Source organism: Moorena producens PAL-8-15-08-1, from assembly GCF_001767235.1.
Lineage (GTDB): Bacteria > Cyanobacteriota > Cyanobacteriia > Cyanobacteriales > Coleofasciculaceae > Moorena > Moorena producens_A.
Map to the genome: position 1 here is coordinate 5,528,415 of NZ_CP017599.1, position 18,435 is coordinate 5,546,849.

The following is an 18,435-nucleotide window of genomic DNA, read 5'->3' on the forward strand; positions in this document are numbered from 1 at the left end:
AGCAATTTTAAATAGGGTGAGTTACTAAAGTTGTGGATTGTAGGGAACAGGGAACTCAGAAGTTTCGTGATCTGAAGTTATCTACTCCCTACTCCCTACTCCCTACTCCCTACTCCCTTCTAAAACCAATAACAAAAGTAGCTCACCCTATCGATAATTGCTAGATCAATCAATCTGGGATAGTTTAGCACTAGAGTAATAGTGACTCAAAATTTGTAGGTAATTCAATCCCCGACGGGATAAGTTGTAGGCTCCCCACTGACTTAACCCCAATCCGTGACCATAACCACGACCGTTGAATTGGAAACCATTTTCGGTTTTGGACACGGTAAACAGCCGACTTTTCAGACCTAGGATTTTGCGTAATTCCTTGCCCTTAATCGTCTTTGTATTCCTACTGCCTTCTACTTTAAGAGTGATCACCCTGCCTCGGGGTGTCCTCTCCACTGGGGTCATGGCGATGATATTACCAACACCAGGAATCTTCTGGCTCAGTTGACTAGCAGAAAAGCTTTTTGTCCACTGGTAGACTGGTGTGCCCTGATCGTAATCAGGTACACCCTGTAGATAAGGAATGGGTTCACTCCACCAAATATCTTCTACATTTTCTGTATGTCCTCCAGAGGCAGCATGGAAAACAGCGAGAATCACTTTATTACCATACGTCATTATCTGTCCCGCTGTGGCATTAACCGCTTGATGGGTGCTGGCTGTTTCGCTATTTAGACCTTTGTAAACTTGCCAACGCTGGGTATCCCCTATATCATAGATATCGCTCTTGGATTTGCTACGTTGATGAAGCACATAGGAACGAGCTGCTACTGCTTGGGCTTTCAAGGCTTCTATCGGCCAACTGGGGCTCATTTCTGCGCCAATCACGCTATATAGATATTGTTCTAAATCAACATGGTTGACTGCTGTTAACTTATTGTCAGAACTAACCAGTCGAGTGCGTCCCCGGTACCAGCGATCGCCAATCCAAACATAACCATTGTCTTTCGGTTCAATCCAGAGGGATTTCCCTTGCCACTGACCTAACTTAATTCCACTACCGTTAGTTTCCGCAGTCATACCTGCCATGGCGTTTAAGTTTCCCACGGCTTGACCTGTCCCATCTCTGACAATGGCTGTGGTGGAACTCCCCAAGGTTACCTGTTTGACTCCTTGCTCAACCGCTATCCGCAGTTCTACCGCTGCCTGAACTGGTCCGATTAGAAGTATCCACAATAAAAAAGAGAGCCACCAATGACGCCCTCCTAGAACAATGATTGACTTGAGCATAGTTACACTAAAGATGGGAAAGCCTTTTGATGCCATATTTACTAGTTACTGATTACTTATACGAAGAGGAATCTTTTTGTCCTGATTAACAGCGATTCGATCTTACTCCCAGTTGTTCCAATTAGATTTCTGTTGTTGATGGTTGAGGGTTAGGCGTAGGGTGTGTTAGGGACGGGCTCCCCTTGATTTTCCCACTATTGACATCACTTGAGATAGCCCGGCCCGTAACGCACCACCGGGTCAAACTAATCGTTGATTTTACTTTATTAAGACAAAAGTCTAATAGTTAGTTGCTGTAATACTTTCAAGCCTCGTAGGGAACCTCGAATTAGTCTGGTAGCTGCTATTGGTTGCTTTAGCATACCCATGGCTAAGGGCCAGGGTTTCAGTGATCCATCAGCACTAATCGCTGGGGTAAGGTCTGGGATATTGTAGTAGCTATCATCACTAATTACTCTTACCATTGCTACAGCAAATCCTTTGGGATTAAGTACCGATAGGGTAGCAAATCCTTCCATATCTACTACATCAGCTTGGTAGCTCTGACCGAGTTGACGCTTTTCTACGCTAGACCAAATTATGCGATCGCTACTCAATCCCCTCACTAAATTAGCCTTGTTGCCCAGTTTCTCGTGAACTAAGCTAGTCAGTTGGCTGCAGCACTGTTGCACCAGTGGTTGAGGTCTATCTTGGTTTCGGTCGAGTGCAACACAATCGTTATACACAACAATATCACCAACGGAATAGTTACGAGATAAGCTGCCACACAATCCCATCAACAGTACTTTAGGTGGGGAGTGCTCAGGAAAATTTGTTGGTGTTTGTAACCATGTTTCTAGATACTTAATTACAGGCTCTTCTCCTATCGGAATAGATAGAATCAGAGGTTTAGGACGACCAGTAATCTGCTTGATTCCTCGACAAACTGCTTGATATTCTGCTCCTTGAGGAACAAGAATAATCGTGACCGGAATAGTTAGTTGGGAAAGGTTCATAGTTTTTGAAAGGGAACAGGGAATGGGAAACGGGGAACAGAGAATAACTAATAAGTAAACAAAACCTCTATACCTCATACCTATTAGGTATAGTCTTATTTCACCTTGATGCAACCCATAGCTATTTCCTATTCCCTCTTCTGTTTTCACTGTTCCCTGTTCCCTTTTCCGTGTTCCCTAAAATCACGAAATTGTGTACCTCATAGCTATGATAATTGCTAGATATGAGTTTAAATAAATCAAAACGGCCAACAATTTGGGTAACAGCTCTAGTTAGTTTTATCTCAGTAGGACTAGTTACGCCCCAGCCCACAGTGGGACAAACTACTATTGCCCAACAACAGGAATCAGCACAAGAACAACTCGCCAAAGCTAAGCAACTGAATCAGCAAGTTATTGATCTTAATGAGCAAGGGAAATATTCGGAAGCGATTCCCCTCGCCCAGGAAGCTTTGATAATTCGACAGCAAGTGCTTGGGGAAGAACACGCAGATGTGGCAGAAAGCCTGAATAATCTGGGGGAACTCTATCGTGAAATGGGAAAGTACCAACAGGCGGAACCCTTGTATACCCAAGCCTTAGAGATGAGGAGACGGTTGCTGGGGGATGAACATGCTGATCTGGCAGAAACCCTGAATAATATAGCTTTACTTTACCAATCCATGGGAAGGTATTCAGAGGCAGAACCCTTGTTAAACCAAGGGTTGGAGATGAGGAGACGGTTGCTGGGTAAAGAACACCCTGATCTGGCAGAAAGCCTGAATTATCTCGCTTTACTTTACCAATCCATGGGAAGGTACGAGCAGGCGGAACCCTTGTTAACCCAATCCTTGGAGATGAGAAGACGGTTGCTTGGGGATGAACACCTTGATCTCGCAGAAAGCCTCCATAATCTGGCGGGACTCTACTATTCAATGGGAAGGTACCAACAGGCGGAACCCTTGTTAACCCAAGCCTTGGAGATGTATAGACGGTTGCTGGGGGAGGAACACCCATCTGTGGCAAGCAGCCTGCTTAATCTGGCAGTACTCTACCAATTAATGGGAAGGTACCAACAGGCGGAACCCTTGTATACCCAAGCCTTGGAGATGTGGAGACGGTTATTGGGTAAAGAACACCCAACTGTGGCAATTACCCTCAATAATCTGGCTTTACTCTACAAATTAATGGGAAGGCACCAACAGGCGGAACCCTTGTATACCCAATCCTTGGAGATGAGAAGACGGTTGCTGGGGGACGAACACCCATCTGTGGCAACCAGCCTCAATAATCTGGGGTTACTCTACCAATTAATGGGAAGGTACCAACAGGCGGAACCCTTGTATACCCAATCCTTGGAGATGAGAAGACGGTTGCTGGGGGACGAACACCCATCTGTGGCAACCAGCCTGAATAATCTGGCTGGTTTACATCAAAGTCAAGGAAACATTCAGCAAGCCCTAGAGTTTCTCGAAGCGGGATTAGACATCCAAGAACTCAATCTAGAACGTAATCTCGTCGCTGGTGCTGAAAAGCAAAAACGAGAGTACATGAAAACTATCTCTGGCACAAGAGATAGAGCTATTTCTCTACACCATTACTCAGCTCCTGATGATGAAAGAGCAGCTGGTCTAGCGTTAACAACTATCCTACGTCGCAAAGGTCGCTTACTCGATTTCTTGACCCATAGTCAGCAACTGTTGCGTAAACGCTTAGATTTCCAAAGCCAAAAATTACTAGACCGACTCAACAATACTCGCACCCAACTTGCTAACCTTACCTACAACCGACCAGAGAATCTTCCCCTTGAAGAATATCGTGCTCAACTCAATGAATTAACTAATCAGGAACAAGAACTAGTCGCAAAAATTAGTAGGCGCAGTCGTGAATTTGCCCAAATCAATCAACCAGTCACCATCGAAACTATTCAACAACTCATTCCTGAAGATACAGCACTGGTAGAATTTGTAGAGTACAAACCCTTCAATCCCAAAAAGGATAGCTTTGGTAATCCCCGTTATGCCGCCTATGTACTCCGTTCTAAAGGCGCACCCCAAGGCATTGATTTAGGGGAAGTAGATGCTTTGAAACCTCTGTGGGAGACACTTCAAATATCCCTTCAAACCGTATATCATCCGACCCCTAAGGTAAAACGAGCAGCCCGCAATGTCGATGAGAAACTGATGGCGAAAGTCCGTCCTTTGTTGGGAGATAGCCGCAGGATTTTACTGTCTCCAGACGGCTTCCTCAACCTCATCCCCTTTGAAGCTTTAGTAGATGAAGACAACCGGTATTTAGTAGAAAGCTATGGGTTTACCTATCTCACCTCCGGTAGAGATTTACTGAGATTATCTAATCCTAATCCCAAGCTCACCCAACCAGTAATTTTGGGAGCACCAGACTTTGATAATTCGGCTCAAACTACTGCCCTTGGGGAAGAAAACCAGATAGTAGCAACCCGCAGCTTACGTGACTTTAATCCTTCCGAGTGGGGCTTATCCCCTTTACCGGGTGCTCTTGAGGAAGTGAATGCGATCGCAAAGATGCTGGATGTGGAGCCGTTGTTGGGTGCTCAGGCTAATGAAGCAGCATTGAAACAGGTTAATCGTCCCAGAATACTACATATCGCTACCCATGGTTTCTTCCAAAACAGACCTGATTCAGAAGAGTTTACTTCAGGGGATAATGCCTTACTTAGCTCATGGTTAGCATTAGCAGGAATTAAGAACAACCAGCGAGAAAATGATCTAGAAGATGGCATCTTCACAGCCTTAGAAGCAACGGGATTAAATTTATCAGGTACAAAGCTGGTGGTGTTATCAGCTTGTGATACTGGCTTAGGCAATATCACTGCTGGAGAAGGAATATATGGATTGCGTCGAGCTTTAGTGATTGCTGGGTCAGAAAGCCAAATCATTAGTTTGTGGGCAGTAAATGATCAGGTTACGAAGTATCTAATGGTGTCTTATTATCAGGGATTGCAGGATAACCAAGGGCGTTCTGAGGCTTTGCGAAGGATTCAGTTGCAAATGCTAGGAAGTCCAGAGTATCAGCATCCCATTTATTGGGCGAGTTTTATTGCTTCTGGTAATTGGCGCTCTATGGGTGGGGAGTAGGGGTCAGCATTCAGCGGTCAGCTGTCAGCTGTCAGGTTAATGAATCCTGATAGGGAACCCTTGGCTGGTGCGTTACGGTGCGGGCTATGCCAACACTGGCTACTAGGTTCAACCTCAGGGCAAGCCCGCCCCTAACACACCCTACGCGACTCCCGATTATCCCTACGATTCTTTATTCATAAGATCACCTAAATCAAAAACAATCACGAAATTAGCATCCGGCATCAGCCGTTTTAGAGCTTGCATATGCCCCTCGGCATTGGAACGGTTGCGGTAACGACCAACAACAATTCGTTGCATCTTGGGCAACAGCCGAACGATTGCCCACGGGTGTAGGCGATTGGCATAAGTCATAATAAATCATGTCTCCTTTCATAGGGGGTTCAAAGCCAGCCTGGTAACCTTGGGAAATCTTGAGGCTGGCTTTTGTTATGGAACATTGCTAGTGTTCATAACGTGATTTTATTATAACACAAAAATAAACTTATATTATAACATATTTTTAGAATTTTTGTTACAAAGTTTTTAGGCAGCAGGGAGTCGGGAGTCGGGAATCGGGAATCGGGAATCGGGAGTCGGGAAGCGCTCGAAATGGGTAGTGCCGTAACGCAACACCAGGTCAAACAGCATGCATTGAGATGCACCCTTTGGCGATAACCTCTAGATTTCAACGGAATTGGTTATGGTAAAAGAGTATAAAATTGTGACATTTATAACATTTATGATATTTTTTTATGGTGCTCTGTAGTGTAATAATTCAGCTGATAGCTGACCGCTGACAGCTGACAGCTGACGGCTTACAAGATAACTAAAAAAGGAAAAGAAAACGCTGACTAGTCAATCAATTTGCTGATAAATCTGATGCTACCGGAGTTGATATTAGCGATTACCTATCCCTGAAACTATAAATTATCCCCGGCATGATACTATTAAGAAAAATACTGGTATTATTGTGTTGAAATCCTTGACTCTATCTGTTTTCCTGATCGCCAAGAGCCAAGGAGGTCTAGATATTATCCTGAACCCCTTTGAGCTTTATACCTTACCCCTCCAGCAGTGGATTACTGCTGCAGTGAATTTCCTGGTTGACAACTTTCGTCCTTTCTTTCAAGGGATTAGTCTACCGATTAGCGTCACCCTGGAGAGTATAGAATGGCTGTTGCTATCGATTCCTCCATTAATTTTACTGATTCTGATTGCCTTGATAGCATGGCAACTGGCTGGTGGAAGAATTGCTATTTATAGCATTGCTGCTCTGAGCTTGATTGGCTTTTGCGGAGCCTGGGACCAAGCCATGGTATCTCTTTCCCTAGTAGTAACGGCTGTAGTGTTTTGCATGGTGATAGGCATCAGTATCGGTATTGCCTGTGCTAGTAGCGATCGCATTGAGAAAGTGCTGCGACCCCTGCTCGATGCCATGCAAACCCTACCGTCATTCGTCTATCTTGTGCCAGTCGTGATGTTGTTTGGCATTGGTGCAGTGCCTGGAGTAATGGCTACCTGTGTCTTTGCTATACCGCCGCTGATTCGCTTGACTAACCTAGGGATTCGGCAAGTGTCTACAGAGGTGATCGAAGCTGCGATCGCATTTGGCTCAACCCCGACACAAATGTTATTCGAAGTCCAAATCCCCCTAGCCATGCCAACCATTCTGGCTGGAGTCAACCAAGCCATCCTCTTAGCCTTATCCATGTCAGTGGTCACCTCCATGATTGGTGTAGGAGGACTTGGACAGATGGTATTGCAAGGACTAGGTCGGGTGAATGTAGGATTAGCTGCTGTCGGAGGATTGAGCATCGTTCTAATCGCAGTAATGCTGGATCGGATCACTCAGATAGTCAGTCAAGGCAACAACCAAATCCCTTGGTTGGAACGAGGACCAATTGGTTTGGTGCGCTCTTCCACAGGTCAACAACTGGCTTGGGCTACTGTTGGAGCAACCATTTTACTAGCACTCCTGGGTTTTATCACTTGGCAACAACCCTCCCAAGCCCAAGTAACCACAGACTCTAATCTAGCCATGCCTGGTAAAGGGGTGAGCGTACAATCGGTCTATAGTAGCTTGCAAGAAGAACAATTCCAAACCGACATTGTAAACATTGGTCTGGAAAAACTTGGTTACACTATCAAAGAGCCAAAACAAATTGAATACGTCACCGCGCACTTAGCTTTAGGCAACGGCGACCTAGATTACACTGCTGTTCATTGGGATATCGGTCATAGACCCTTTTTTGAACAAAGTGGTGGTGAACAAAAGTTAGAACGAATCGGAGTAATCACCTCTGATCTCTGGCAAGGTTATCAGATTGATAAAAAAACTGCTGATAAATACAACATCACTAGCCTAGAGCAACTCAAAGACCCAAAAATCGCTAAACTCTTTGACTCAGATGGGGATGGTAAAGCAAATTTGATTGGCTGTAATTCCGGTTGGTTTTGTGAAATTATGATTGAGCATCACATTAAAGCTTACGGACTCGAAGACACCGTTGAGCAAGACCAAGGAACCTACTCCGCCTTAATTGTAGATGCCATTACTCGCTACAACCAAGGACAACCAATCCTCTACTACACCTGGACTCCCATGTGGATGGCAGCAGTGTTAAAACCAGATCAAGATGTGGTCTGGCTAGAAGTTCCCTTCACTGATCTACCAGAATCACAGAAAGACTTGACCGCAAAAGATACCTCGGTAAATGGTAAAAATCTGGGATTTGCCATCGATCGGATCCGAATCGTAGCTAATAAGAAATTTGTATCTGCTAACCCAGCCGCCAAGCGCTTGTTTGAATTGATTCATATTCCCGTTGAGGATATCAATGCCCAAAACCAATTACTAAACAACGGTGAAGATAGCTCAAAAGATATCCGTCGCCATGCCGAAAAATGGATTGAAAACCATCAAGACCTGTTTGATAGCTGGGTGGAAGACGCTAGAAATGTTTAATAAGCCATCAGCCGTCAGCTGTCAGCTGTCAGCGGTCAGCCGTCAACCTTTCCCGTAGGGTGGCCAAGGCTCAAGCTGCTTAAGGTGCTTTCCATCAACCCAACCAAATAATGGTGGGTCTTTTTTTTAACTATTCCGTTCTGAGTCTGATTGAGATTTGTAAGCATTAAGCCGTTAGCCTTCAGCCGTCAGCTTTTAGCTCACGCTACTTGAGATGCCGTCAGCAGACTTAACTCAGCATTATTCGAAGCTTACTTGTTGTATTCAAAAGCTGATAGCTGATAGCTGATAGCTGATAGCTGAATACTTACATTAAAGCAATGCTTACTTATGTTATTCAAAAGCTGTAGCTGATAGCTGATAGCTGATATCTGATAGCTGATAGCTGATAGCTGATAGCTGATAGCTGATAGCTTACCTCAATGTAAACTTTACTTGAAAAGGTGTTTGTAAAGAAATATTAACAATAATTGACAAACACCCTATGAGCATACTTTTACCTTTATAATAGTGATATCGGAATAGTAAAGGAAATCCACTCGTCAGGAGCCTGGGAGTAGCAAACCCCACGGATAAATCCGGGGGCTTGTGAATCATTACCTGACCAGCCCAAGTCCCGTCAGGGACTACGTTATCACCAAGAGTTGAAGTTCCTACCTTGAAATGCGACGCTAGTTTCAAGCTCTAGAACCGGATTGTTAAACATCTTTATCAGGTTAAGGAAGTGCAATCTGGAAAGTACCGACTGATAACATTGGCGAAGCGAACTTTACCCTAGCAATAGGAGAATACTCACATTATGCGAGTTTTTGTACTTGATAAAAACAAAAAACCTTTAGACCCATGCCAGCCTGCTAGAGCTAGAATCTTGCTCAAACAAGGAAGGGCTAAGGTCTTTAGGAGATACCCGTTCACAATCATTATGCGCGATTTGGAGGAATTGGAATGTGTAACACATAATCATCAGATCAAACTTGACCCTGGTTCTCAAACGACAGGTTTAGCAATTATTCAAGAAAAGGTGGTTGTTTGGGGTGCGGAACTAACCCACAGAGGTCTTCAAATTCGAGATGGTTTAACCTCACGTAGAAAGTTGAGACGTTCTCGTAGAAACCGCAAAACTCGTTATCGACAGCCACGGTTTCTTAACCGTAAACGTCCTGATGGGTGGTTAGCTCCCAGTCTAATGTCGAGAGTCTATAATATTCTCACATGGGTAAAAAAACTTACTCGATTTTGTCCGATAACTGGCATTTCTCAGGAATTAGTTAGGTTCGATACTCAGAAGATGGAAAACCCTGAGATTTCTGGCACAGAGTATCAGCAGGGCACACTCTACGGATATGAAGTTAGAGAATATCTACTTTCCAAATGGAATCGTAAATGTGCTTACTGTGGTGTCACCGATACTCAACTAGAGCTCGAACACATCAAACCTAAATCAAAGGGCGGTTCTGACCGAGTAAGTAACCTAGCAATTGCTTGTAGGAAGTGCAATCAAATCAAAGGTAATCAGGAAATCGAACAGTTTTTATCTGGTAAACCTGATGTTCTAAAGCGTATTCTTTCTCAAGCCAAACGACCTTTAGTCGATGCGGCAGCCGTCAACTCAACTCGATGGAAGTTGTATAACGAATTAAAAGCCTTAGGTTTGCCGATTGAAACAGGGTCAGGTGGATTAACTAAGTACAACCGATGTCGGCAGAACCTTCCAAAAACACACTGGTTAGATGCCGCGAATGTTGGAGAAGTCGATACTTTGTACATCGAAAGTTATCAGCCATTGTTGATTTCAGCTAAAGGACATGGTACTCGTCAGATGTGCAGAACGAACAAGTTTGGCTTTCCCACTCGTTATGTACCAAGGTTTAAGTTTGTCAAAGGGTTTCAGACTGGAGATATTGCCAAAGCCGTTGTAACCAAAGGCAAGAAAATTGGAACCTACACAGGTAGAATAGCTACTCGAAAAACCGGTTCATTCAATATCTCCACTAAACACGAACTGGTTCAAGGAATTAGTCATAAATATTGCAGCATTGTACACCGGAAAGATGGATACTCTTATAGTTTCTAATTCAAAAGAATCTCTGTCAAGCTGCTGTTTATGTAAGGGGAGCGACTCCTCCCCATGCATGAATGACAGGGGTTTCCGTCGCTCCCCTTACCAACCCCTATTTTTTTGATGAACAAGTCCGTTTGTACTACTGAAGCCGCTTCTCTCTTAGGTATTTCTTCTCGACGCTTACGCCAACTGCTGAATGATGGTCGCGTCCGGGGTGCTTATAAAAGCGGGAAATTCTGGATTATTCCCCTGTTCAACAATCTGCCCCAAATCATCGAGAAAAAGCGTGGACCAAAGGGCAAATGGCGTACTACTCGTCCTCCTGCTCTGGCCAAGATCAATGTGAACCGCAATCGCATTGGCAGCAACAATCACAAAACTCCCGAAGAGCGTCAGCCAGTGATTTCAGTAAAACGAAGCGGTGACAATCTATACGGCAATCAAGTCGAAATCCTCGGTCCTTGTCGGATTGTCTATCAGCCAGATAAGCCACTGAGTTGTGGCGCTCGTCTGTGGATCGAAACTTTCAGTGATATCCATTTTATTGGTGGCAGTTTTCCGGCCACTGCCTAATGGTCATATCCCTCTTCTGTCACTCTCCGAATTCAATGATTAACAAATAAGTCAGATTATCCAGAATTAAAAAAGAATTGATATTGATTAATTTCACTAATTAGCTGATTCAATCCCAGCAATAATTTACTATTAGGCAAAATATCTAACCAGGGAAAAATAATCCATAACATCATAATTGGTTGAATCAGTAAACGAAAATTGTTTAACACATTCTTCCATCCACCTTTATGATTCCATTGTTGATGATTACTCACCTGGATATCATCAGCATCTTTCACCTTATTGGCTACTTCTGTCGATTTATTTAAAGATAAAAAAGCTGGAGAATTTAAACTAATCATGGTGTACACACAAAAAATTATTTCCCACCATTTTTCGATATCCTTAAACTTAGTAAAACGGTAATCTGTCCATCCTAATTCTTGTTTACACTGACGAAAAGCATACTCTACCCATGTTCTTAATCCATACAAATCTCCCAAGATTTTCTTGAGATTACCTTTCAAATTAGTCATCACAAAAGATGTTCCATTCTCTGGCATAGTTTTTGGGTCTGTGGTTATTTCCCAGTAAGTTATGGCTCTCTTTTTTCCATATACTATTTCTCTAATGTATCTAGTTTCGGATTTTTGATTACTAAATGTTCTGGTAAATTTACACCACTTATTCGCTCTAACCCTCTGTTCACTTGGCATCCAGACTCCATGATTACTCCTAATTGCTACTACATAAGACAATTTAGTTTTCTCTAATGTTCTAATAAACTGGCTACTTTCACCATACAGACTATCCGCTAATACTCGTTCTATATTTAATCCTTCTTCTACTAATTCTTCTAGGATTTCTGAGGCTAACTCTATTTTAGTTTTGTACTTATCTTCCCATTTTAATGTTCCTCTTGGTTTGAAGATTTTGCCTACCAATGGAAATGTTATATTTTGATACACCCCGTAAGCATTAACTGACACTATTCCATTATCTACTTTTCCGATACTTCCTAGATATTGCCTTGCTACATAGTCCGTTTTTTTCCCTTTCTTTCTATCCCCGGTTTCATCAATTATTACCGTGATTTTTTCCGAGTTTAATGCTTTGAGCATCCGACTTAATCTTCGGGATTTTAATTCAGTCGCTGACCAAGGAGAATTGGCTAAAAAATGATGGAGTGACTGAGCAGATTTTATGCCTACTACCTTAGCTATTTCTGGTAGCGACTTTCTCTTTATCGGTGAGATTATTCCTAAATGTAAATATTTGAAACATTCATAACTTCTTACTTCTGAAAACAGGTCTTTATAAGCCTCACAATATTGATCAATAACCGAAACTGTTGGTTGTGCATCTCTGGCACTATGTTTGAGAATCTGTAACTCTACATCCATTGCCCTATCTACTTTTGAGCTACCCAATCTGTTTATTCTCTTATTTTACTGCTCGGAGAGTGACAGAAGAGGGATATAGCAAGTCTTATACCCATGAGGTACAAATCTCTGGGTTTTAGGGAACAGGGAACAGGGAACAGGGAGCAGGGAAGAGATAAAAAATAATGTGTACCTCATAGCTATGATAAACGCTATAAGCAAAATTTAATCATACTGAACAGGAGCAAAAGGATACTGCCGACTAATCCCAGATGGGATGGAGAGATAAAAAACGCGCTATTAGAAAAAATAATTAAATTTACACCAATCGATATCGGAATAGAAGTGGTCAGTAATCCTAGAGCAAATTCCGTATCAAATGTTGGGTGAGTACGCCGATGTTTCTCTTGGTCGAGCATATTAATCTGGGAAGCGTACAACAACGGCCACAAACTCAATCCGCTTTGGGGTAAAACTACAGCTAGTAACGTTTCTGCCAATGTATCTGGTTTAAACAATATCAGTATTGCTGCACTAAACCAGAATCCGGCTGCTGAGCGAACCAGTAAAATTAGTAAAATTTTCCGTAATTGTAAGGTTTTCGGCTTCAGAGAAATCCCTACAAAAAACAGAATCATGGGAGTAGTGCAAGCAGCTAACCGTTCCAGAGCCTGCAAGACTATTTCTGGGATAAGTGTTTTACCTAGATTTAATGCTCCTATGGACAAACCCAGTAACAAGGCCAAATTTGCTGGTTCTTGGATCAGAGTTAGTCCAATGGTTTTGAATTTGCTGAAATTGATGTGGGCATTATCAACACTGCGTTGGTGTAGATAGATCGCTAAAGCATAAAGACCGATTAGCACAAAACATTTATTCCCTACATCTACTAATCCAGCTAGAGCTAGTCCTTGCTCTCCTAAAAATTCCTGAGTAAACGGATACACAGTTAAGCCAGGAGCTAAAGACGCAAACATCAATATCAACGACCGGGCTTTAGCTTTTTCTTTGCTAGGAATCACTAAACCTGTTAATAACCATCCAATTCCTAACAAGAAGACATTGATAGCAAGTCCGAATAGCGGTAGCGACAGTAAACCTTGACTTATATCAATTTTGATCGTGGATAGGAATAGAGCGGCAGGAAGTAAAGCATTGATAATTAAGGTTTTAATAGCACCAACTGCTACAGGTTTTTGAAATTTCCCTTTCAGGGCATAACCAATAGCAATAAACAGCACCAGGGGGATGACTTTATCAATAGCCAAAGTCGTCAACCTTTACTGGATTGAACAGTGTCTTGACCCAGCAGTACCAATTCTCGATGCAAATCGTCGTAAAATCCCTGACGAGCTCTAACGGCCATTGCTACGCCCTGCCATACTTGCCAAAGGGTTTGGGGAGAATTAGCGGTCTGCTCAATCACATCTAAAATTTCCTCAGCATGGTCTTGATCACAGTCGCAGTGAACGGCAAAGAATTCTTGTCCTTTGGTGGAAATACCCAGTTTTTTCAGACCTGCTAAAATCAGTTGGTTTTCATAGGGTAGGATAGATTCCGTGAAAGCCAGTATCCCCAATCCAAAAGCAGCCGGGTATTGGAAGCAAGCTGTTGTGTAGATTTGCAGGTAGCGTTGGGTTCCTGGTAATAATTCTTGTGATGACTTTGGTAGAGGTATAGACTGACCTACTCCTATCACTGATAATTCTTCAAATAACTGCTGCCACATTTGAGGATGGGGTTTGCTATGGCCAGATTTCCCCGATAATCCGTGTTCTTCATACAGATTCTTTAATAAAGGGATTCGGGTTTGGGGTGTAGGTAGCTTAGAAGCAACAGCAGTCAGCCAATTGGGGAAGCACCAACTAATCAGATAACGCTGCTTGAGCCAAGTTTCTAGGTTACGACTTACGCCAGTTTCCCTGATTAAACAGGATAATCGGGGATGATCAGCCACTAAGACTCCTAATTTTTGCTCAGTAGTGGGTAAATCCTCTAGGTGAGTGTGCCTTAAGGGTAGATTTTGGAAACTCAGCAACCAGGGATGCTGGAGTAGAGCATGATTTCGGGCATAATGGGGAATTTGCTGGGGAGACCCTAGACTTTGGATGGTAGCGATGGAAAAGCAGTTGGGTGATTGGGCTTGGGTGGGTCTATCTAACTCCTGGGGGACCTGTAGAGTCCGCATATATTCTAGAAAGTCTTGCATGACCTAATTTCAGTAGTAATAGTGTTTTTACAGTTTTCTACAATGAAAGCTTAGGCCCAACAGGAAGAAGTTAGCCTTGGGAATTTAGATTTCACGCCGGTCTTGTCAAATCAACGGTTTTACTATACCGATAAAGCGCGGATAGATACTGATCAGCTGTTACCCATCTCATTGGCATACTCAACAACAGGCTTAGAGGGATTGAGACTTGCAGCAATTCTGTTTCCCCTGTTTGCCTTCTCCTTCTTATGGTTCCCCTTTTTGCTTTGTACCTAGTCAATTTCTATTACGCACTTACGCAAAATTGCTTATTAAACCTTACCAAACGCTATAAGTTGTAGGGGCACACGTCGTGTGCCCCTACAGATAGATTTACTGTATAACTCATGTGGCGATCGCGTTCAATCAGTTCACTTTAAACAAAACGATTAAGGGATATAGATTGAAGCAGACATTCCCTGTTGACGTAGTTGGTTAGCAAAAGCGTTTGCCTTGGCTTCAATTTTGAAGGCTCCCATCTGAATTCTCGTACCTTGTGGGAATCGACCCAAAAAAGCACCAGGAACAATTTTCCTAGCTTTTGCGCTCTCCACTATAACTCCCTTCGTTGAGTATCACTTTATTTTTGATTAATGTAGATTTAGACGGTGGTGGTGCAGTAGTTATCAGACCGTTAAGCACTGGCTGCGCGCGGCAATGGTGCGGCAATATAAACATGTAATTGAGCTGGCTCTGAATTGTTTTGAATTTCATGCATAGCTCTAGAACCAAAAAGAAGGCAGTACAGCGAGTTGCTTTCTTTGTGCTTCTATTGCACGCTTGTTGCTGCCGAGCTTCAGCAATGATTCGATTTAACATAGGCACGCCAATTGCATCTTGTTGGCAAATTGCTGTTGCGGAGCATAGTTCAACACATCAACCCACCGACCCTGTTAATGTCGCTGGTTTAATCTTATCAAACTTACCTTCAAAGGATACCCATTCATTATGCCATTGGTCAATTTTGGTTTGGGCACCATTGAAAGCGGCACTACTTGGGAGAACCTCTTGTGCGATTGACCGTAGGTCACGCTACGCGAACGCAATTGCCCTCTTGATATTTCCTGCCTGATCGTTTTACACTGCCCTTGCCAAAATCAGTGAGCCATTATCACGCCTATGGCCGATGTCTGGCAGGTCAGACGATGGTGGCATTAGAACAAACCGCAGATACAAGGGCAAATTCGTTCGGGACACTATGCCTAGCGCGGGAATTGCTCGGAAAACGGTGGAACGAATGCTTGAAAATGTGGCTCGGCTTTATGAGCGCTTGTGCGCCCAGTGAGCGCATTGTGGCATATTTTATCCGCTGGTTGCGATGGGTGAAAGGTGGGATATGGGCGCAATTGCTGAGGGGATTTCCTTCTTGGGACACCCTTCGGTTGATCGGTATGAGCCCTGCCCCCGGTTCAGGGGTAACCTGGGGGTCTGGGTGAGCTCAATGGTTGTTACGAGAGCACTTTCTCAATGGTCGCTCTTTCTTTGACTTTTTCATTCATTAATTCTCTCCTGTCTAAATCATTTTCCATCAGATTATTTATCGGTGATTGACACTCCCCAGCTGGTTGCTATCTCAATGGTCGCCCTTAAACATCCTTAACATCTACTATTACTGGTCGGATGCTTTTTTGTGCTTTCAACCCAACCCGCACCATGGCCTCATTTTCTATTTTGTGGAATAGTTGATTTCTCCCTCGCTTACCTCGAGCACGGCGCTGTTATCAGCGGGGATTTCAAACTTCTTTGTTGTGTTATTTATCTCGTACGTTTTATATTCACTTCCACTATCAAGTGATAGATCAAAACTTCCCGTTTTGTCAGTTGCTAAGAAAAGGTCTTTGGTATCTGTACCGAAATCATTATTGAAAAACATTATATCGCCTTTGCTTAATTCCCCCGAACAGCTATCATACTTTACCCAACATGCATCCGTTAATGCCATGGCAGGGGAGGCAAACAAACCCATACCCAGCAACACTACCATCATGAGGTTGACAAGTTTTTTCGCCATTTCGTATTGTCCTATCTTTTTTTCCTGTGCAGTAATTACTTTATCATCGAATCACTGGTTTTTTTATAACCCATGGATTTTTTTGACTAACTAACTCCACCGCTACCGTGTGCTATACAGGTCATTCCTGCTGATCAGTAGGTTTGCACAGGTTAAATGTTGCACATATATTTCAATTCACTAAATTCCCTTTCCCATAGATTGGCTAAGGGTTCATCGGTGATGGGCATCAAGCATCATCTCATTCTTTTGGTGCTTGTTCCCGATACGTTACACAAATCAGATAGGCGTTGCCTTTTATGGCAATTGTTTTGCACCCCTAGGGCGTGTTTTCCAAGTTTTCCGCAAGATTATGATCCCCCCCAGCCCCCCTTAAAAAAGCAGGGCTGTTTCATTGTCGATGTCAAAATTTTTTATGAGGTTTTGAAACCGCCTTGGAGTAACGGGTTCACCCTTTTTTTTAATAGTTAAGTATTTTAACCTAAAAAAGTCTTAAATTCTCTAAGCGCAAAAAGATTGGGCAACGGAATAAAAAAGCGAATGATATCAACAAAACAAAAAGCGATCGCCGATACTGTAAAATAAAAGCGAACGCTATTTAATTCTAAAAAATTTATCTATGAATAGCCTAATTCAAGCTCTCAAAAAAGTCAAGGACTTTCGTAAAATTCAAGGACAGCGGCATCCTTTATGGAGGGTTTTATTAATTATCATTCTCGGACTCATGCAAGGATATACTGGGTATAGAGCTTTAGGAGATTTTGCTAGATTTAATCAAGACTTATTATTGACTACCTTAAATATTGTCCCGGAGAGAGTTCCTTCTTCTTCAACCATTCGACGAGTGATGCTAGGAGTATATTGTTCAACTTTATTGGATATTTTTAATCAGTGGGCAAGTCAGTTTGCTTTTGATAAATGTTTAAGAGATTGGATAGCTATTGATGGAAAAACTTTAAGAAGTACTGTTAATAATTATCACAATAGTTATCAAAATTTTGTGGTAATCGTTTCTTTGTTTAGTCAGAAGTCAGGGGTAGTTTTAAATTTAACCAATTTTGAAAATAAGAAAAGTTCAGAAATTCACCAAGTCCAAGGAGCTATAAGAACTTGCCCCCTTGAGAATCAAGTATTTACTCTCGATGCTCTCCACTGCCAAAAAGAAACTACTCAAGCTATTATTGACTCAAATAATCATTATACTATTGCCGTCAAAAAAAATCAAAAAACACTCTATAACTCTCTAGAATATGTTAGTAATCATCAAACACCAATTACAGTTAATTGCACTATTGAAAAGAGTCATGGCCGAGAAATTGAGCGCACTACTTACGTGTTTGAGCCTCCGGCTTATTTTTGCTTAGATTGGTGGCATGTCAAGAGTTTTATAAAAGTAGTTAGACAAGGAAAAAGAGGAAATGCCAATTATAATAATATTGCTTATTATATCAGTAGCTTGTCAGAAACGGCTAAAGTATTTGCTGATAAAATTAAAGGACACTGGGCAATCGAAAATAAATTGCATTGGATTAAAGATGTGATTTTACAGGAAGATCATTGTTCTTTTAATGACACTCAAGCTACTACTAACTTTTCTATTCTCAACACAGTAGCTCTAAATCTTTTCCGAATTTTGGGCTTCGACTCAATTACCGAAGCCCAAAGATGGCTTCGTAACAAGTGGTCTAGGCTTTGGGTTTTGTTAGAATGAAACAGCCCTGCCCTAAAAAAAGGGGGGAGCCATACTCGATCGTCCCCCTTTTTTTAGGGGGATAATGGGGGATCTCCGAGGCAAGAAGACAGGCCCCGAGGGCGTGTTTTCCAAGTTTTCCGCCAGATTATGATCCCCCCCAGCCCCC

General features: G+C 42.6%; 16 protein-coding genes. 7 read left to right on the forward strand and 9 right to left on the reverse strand.

Annotation, left to right across the window (positions count from 1 at the left end):
* Positions 1–32 precede the first annotated feature (32 nt).
* Positions 33–164 (forward strand): hypothetical protein, encoded by a 132-nt coding sequence (locus tag BJP34_RS49170; RefSeq protein WP_267876324.1) that lies wholly within the window; start codon positions 33–35, stop codon positions 162–164.
* Between the two features lies 1 nt (position 165).
* On the opposite strand, the gene BJP34_RS20185 is transcribed toward BJP34_RS49170, so the two are convergent.
* Both BJP34_RS20185 and BJP34_RS20190 read right to left on the reverse strand, forming a co-directional pair.
* On the reverse strand, positions 166–1,281 hold the full coding sequence (locus BJP34_RS20185; RefSeq protein ID WP_070396779.1) for a SpoIID/LytB domain-containing protein: 1,116 nt from the start codon (positions 1,279–1,281) through the stop codon (positions 166–168).
* A 266-nt stretch (positions 1,282–1,547) separates the two neighbouring features.
* Entirely contained in the window at positions 1,548–2,354 is an 807-nt protein-coding gene (locus BJP34_RS20190) for a phosphorylase (RefSeq protein ID WP_229423946.1), read from the reverse strand.
* 146 nt (positions 2,355–2,500) lie between these two features.
* Between BJP34_RS20190 and BJP34_RS20195 the strand changes: the two genes are divergently transcribed.
* Entirely contained in the window at positions 2,501–5,371 is a 2,871-nt protein-coding gene (locus tag BJP34_RS20195) for a CHAT domain-containing tetratricopeptide repeat protein (RefSeq protein WP_070393893.1), read from the forward strand.
* Positions 5,372–5,533: 162 nt separating this feature from the next.
* Here the strand turns inward: BJP34_RS20195 and BJP34_RS20200 are convergent, their stop codons facing one another.
* Positions 5,534–5,725: a hypothetical protein gene (locus BJP34_RS20200; protein ID WP_070393894.1), complete on the reverse strand. Its 192-nt coding sequence runs from the start codon at positions 5,723–5,725 to the stop codon at positions 5,534–5,536.
* A 610-nt stretch (positions 5,726–6,335) separates the two neighbouring features.
* Between BJP34_RS20200 and proX the strand changes: the two genes are divergently transcribed.
* The 3 genes from proX (at position 6,336) to BJP34_RS20215 (ending at position 10,953) form a co-directional block, all read left to right on the forward strand.
* Complete coding sequence (gene proX / locus BJP34_RS20205; protein ID WP_083305640.1) at positions 6,336–8,318, forward strand: glycine betaine/L-proline ABC transporter substrate-binding protein ProX; 1,983 nt, start codon at positions 6,336–6,338, stop codon at positions 8,316–8,318.
* A gap of 799 nt (positions 8,319–9,117) precedes the next feature.
* Positions 9,118–10,392, forward strand: a complete 1,275-nt coding sequence (gene iscB / locus BJP34_RS20210; protein ID WP_070393895.1) for an RNA-guided endonuclease IscB — start codon at positions 9,118–9,120, stop codon at positions 10,390–10,392.
* 108 nt (positions 10,393–10,500) lie between these two features.
* Positions 10,501–10,953, forward strand: a complete 453-nt coding sequence (locus BJP34_RS20215) for a helix-turn-helix domain-containing protein (RefSeq protein WP_070393896.1) — start codon at positions 10,501–10,503, stop codon at positions 10,951–10,953.
* A gap of 56 nt (positions 10,954–11,009) precedes the next feature.
* Here BJP34_RS20215 and BJP34_RS20220 read toward each other — a convergent pair whose 3' ends face one another.
* The 5 genes from BJP34_RS20220 to BJP34_RS37270 all read right to left on the reverse strand — a co-directional run bounded on the left by BJP34_RS20220 (position 11,010) and on the right by BJP34_RS37270 (position 15,119).
* Complete coding sequence (locus BJP34_RS20220; RefSeq protein ID WP_070391308.1) at positions 11,010–12,338, reverse strand: IS701 family transposase; 1,329 nt, start codon at positions 12,336–12,338, stop codon at positions 11,010–11,012.
* A gap of 45 nt (positions 12,339–12,383) precedes the next feature.
* On the reverse strand, positions 12,384–12,515 hold the full coding sequence (locus tag BJP34_RS49175; protein ID WP_267876325.1) for a hypothetical protein: 132 nt from the start codon (positions 12,513–12,515) through the stop codon (positions 12,384–12,386).
* A 14-nt stretch (positions 12,516–12,529) separates the two neighbouring features.
* Positions 12,530–13,585, reverse strand: a complete 1,056-nt coding sequence (locus tag BJP34_RS20225; protein ID WP_149031080.1) for an AEC family transporter — start codon at positions 13,583–13,585, stop codon at positions 12,530–12,532.
* A gap of 5 nt (positions 13,586–13,590) precedes the next feature.
* Complete coding sequence (locus BJP34_RS20230) at positions 13,591–14,526, reverse strand: TenA family transcriptional regulator (protein ID WP_070393898.1); 936 nt, start codon at positions 14,524–14,526, stop codon at positions 13,591–13,593.
* Positions 14,527–14,954: 428 nt separating this feature from the next.
* The gene (locus tag BJP34_RS37270) at positions 14,955–15,119 is read right to left on the reverse strand and encodes an SPOR domain-containing protein (protein WP_083305270.1); all 165 of its coding nucleotides are present in this window, start codon (positions 15,117–15,119) and stop codon (positions 14,955–14,957) included.
* A gap of 158 nt (positions 15,120–15,277) precedes the next feature.
* Between BJP34_RS37270 and BJP34_RS40395 the strand changes: the two genes are divergently transcribed.
* Positions 15,278–15,637, forward strand: coding sequence for a hypothetical protein (locus tag BJP34_RS40395; protein WP_149031081.1), 360 nt, complete (start codon positions 15,278–15,280; stop codon positions 15,635–15,637).
* A 594-nt stretch (positions 15,638–16,231) separates the two neighbouring features.
* Here the strand turns inward: BJP34_RS40395 and BJP34_RS20240 are convergent.
* Positions 16,232–16,576 carry a hypothetical protein gene (locus BJP34_RS20240; RefSeq protein WP_070393900.1) on the reverse strand — a complete coding sequence of 115 codons (345 nt, stop codon included), beginning with the start codon at positions 16,574–16,576 and terminating at the stop codon, positions 16,232–16,234.
* Positions 16,577–17,195: 619 nt separating this feature from the next.
* On the opposite strand from BJP34_RS20240, the gene BJP34_RS20245 reads away from it, so the two are divergent.
* The gene (locus BJP34_RS20245) at positions 17,196–18,287 is read left to right on the forward strand and encodes an ISAs1 family transposase (RefSeq protein WP_070393901.1); all 1,092 of its coding nucleotides are present in this window, start codon (positions 17,196–17,198) and stop codon (positions 18,285–18,287) included.
* The last annotated feature ends 148 nt before the right edge of the window (positions 18,288–18,435 follow it).

Excerpts from the sequence above, each read along its gene's own strand:
- BJP34_RS20220 (WP_070391308.1), bottom strand. The coding sequence starts at position 12,338 with ATGGATGTAGAGTTACAGATTCTCAAACATAGTGCCAGAGATGCACAA.
- BJP34_RS20230 (WP_070393898.1), bottom strand. The coding sequence starts at position 14,526 with ATGCAAGACTTTCTAGAATATATGCGGACTCTACAGGTCCCCCAGGAG.
- BJP34_RS40395 (WP_149031081.1), top strand. The coding sequence starts at position 15,278 with ATGCATAGCTCTAGAACCAAAAAGAAGGCAGTACAGCGAGTTGCTTTC.
- BJP34_RS20190 (WP_229423946.1), bottom strand. The coding sequence starts at position 2,354 with ATGAGGTATAGAGGTTTTGTTTACTTATTAGTTATTCTCTGTTCCCCG.
- BJP34_RS20240 (WP_070393900.1), bottom strand. The coding sequence starts at position 16,576 with ATGGCGAAAAAACTTGTCAACCTCATGATGGTAGTGTTGCTGGGTATG.
- BJP34_RS49175 (WP_267876325.1), bottom strand. The coding sequence starts at position 12,515 with ATGAGGTACACATTATTTTTTATCTCTTCCCTGCTCCCTGTTCCCTGT.
- BJP34_RS20215 (WP_070393896.1), top strand. The coding sequence starts at position 10,501 with ATGAACAAGTCCGTTTGTACTACTGAAGCCGCTTCTCTCTTAGGTATT.
- BJP34_RS20195 (WP_070393893.1), top strand. The coding sequence starts at position 2,501 with ATGAGTTTAAATAAATCAAAACGGCCAACAATTTGGGTAACAGCTCTA.
- iscB (WP_070393895.1), top strand. The coding sequence starts at position 9,118 with ATGCGAGTTTTTGTACTTGATAAAAACAAAAAACCTTTAGACCCATGC.
- BJP34_RS20245 (WP_070393901.1), top strand. The coding sequence starts at position 17,196 with ATGAATAGCCTAATTCAAGCTCTCAAAAAAGTCAAGGACTTTCGTAAA.
- BJP34_RS20185 (WP_070396779.1), bottom strand. The coding sequence starts at position 1,281 with ATGCTCAAGTCAATCATTGTTCTAGGAGGGCGTCATTGGTGGCTCTCT.
- BJP34_RS20200 (WP_070393894.1), bottom strand. The coding sequence starts at position 5,725 with ATGACTTATGCCAATCGCCTACACCCGTGGGCAATCGTTCGGCTGTTG.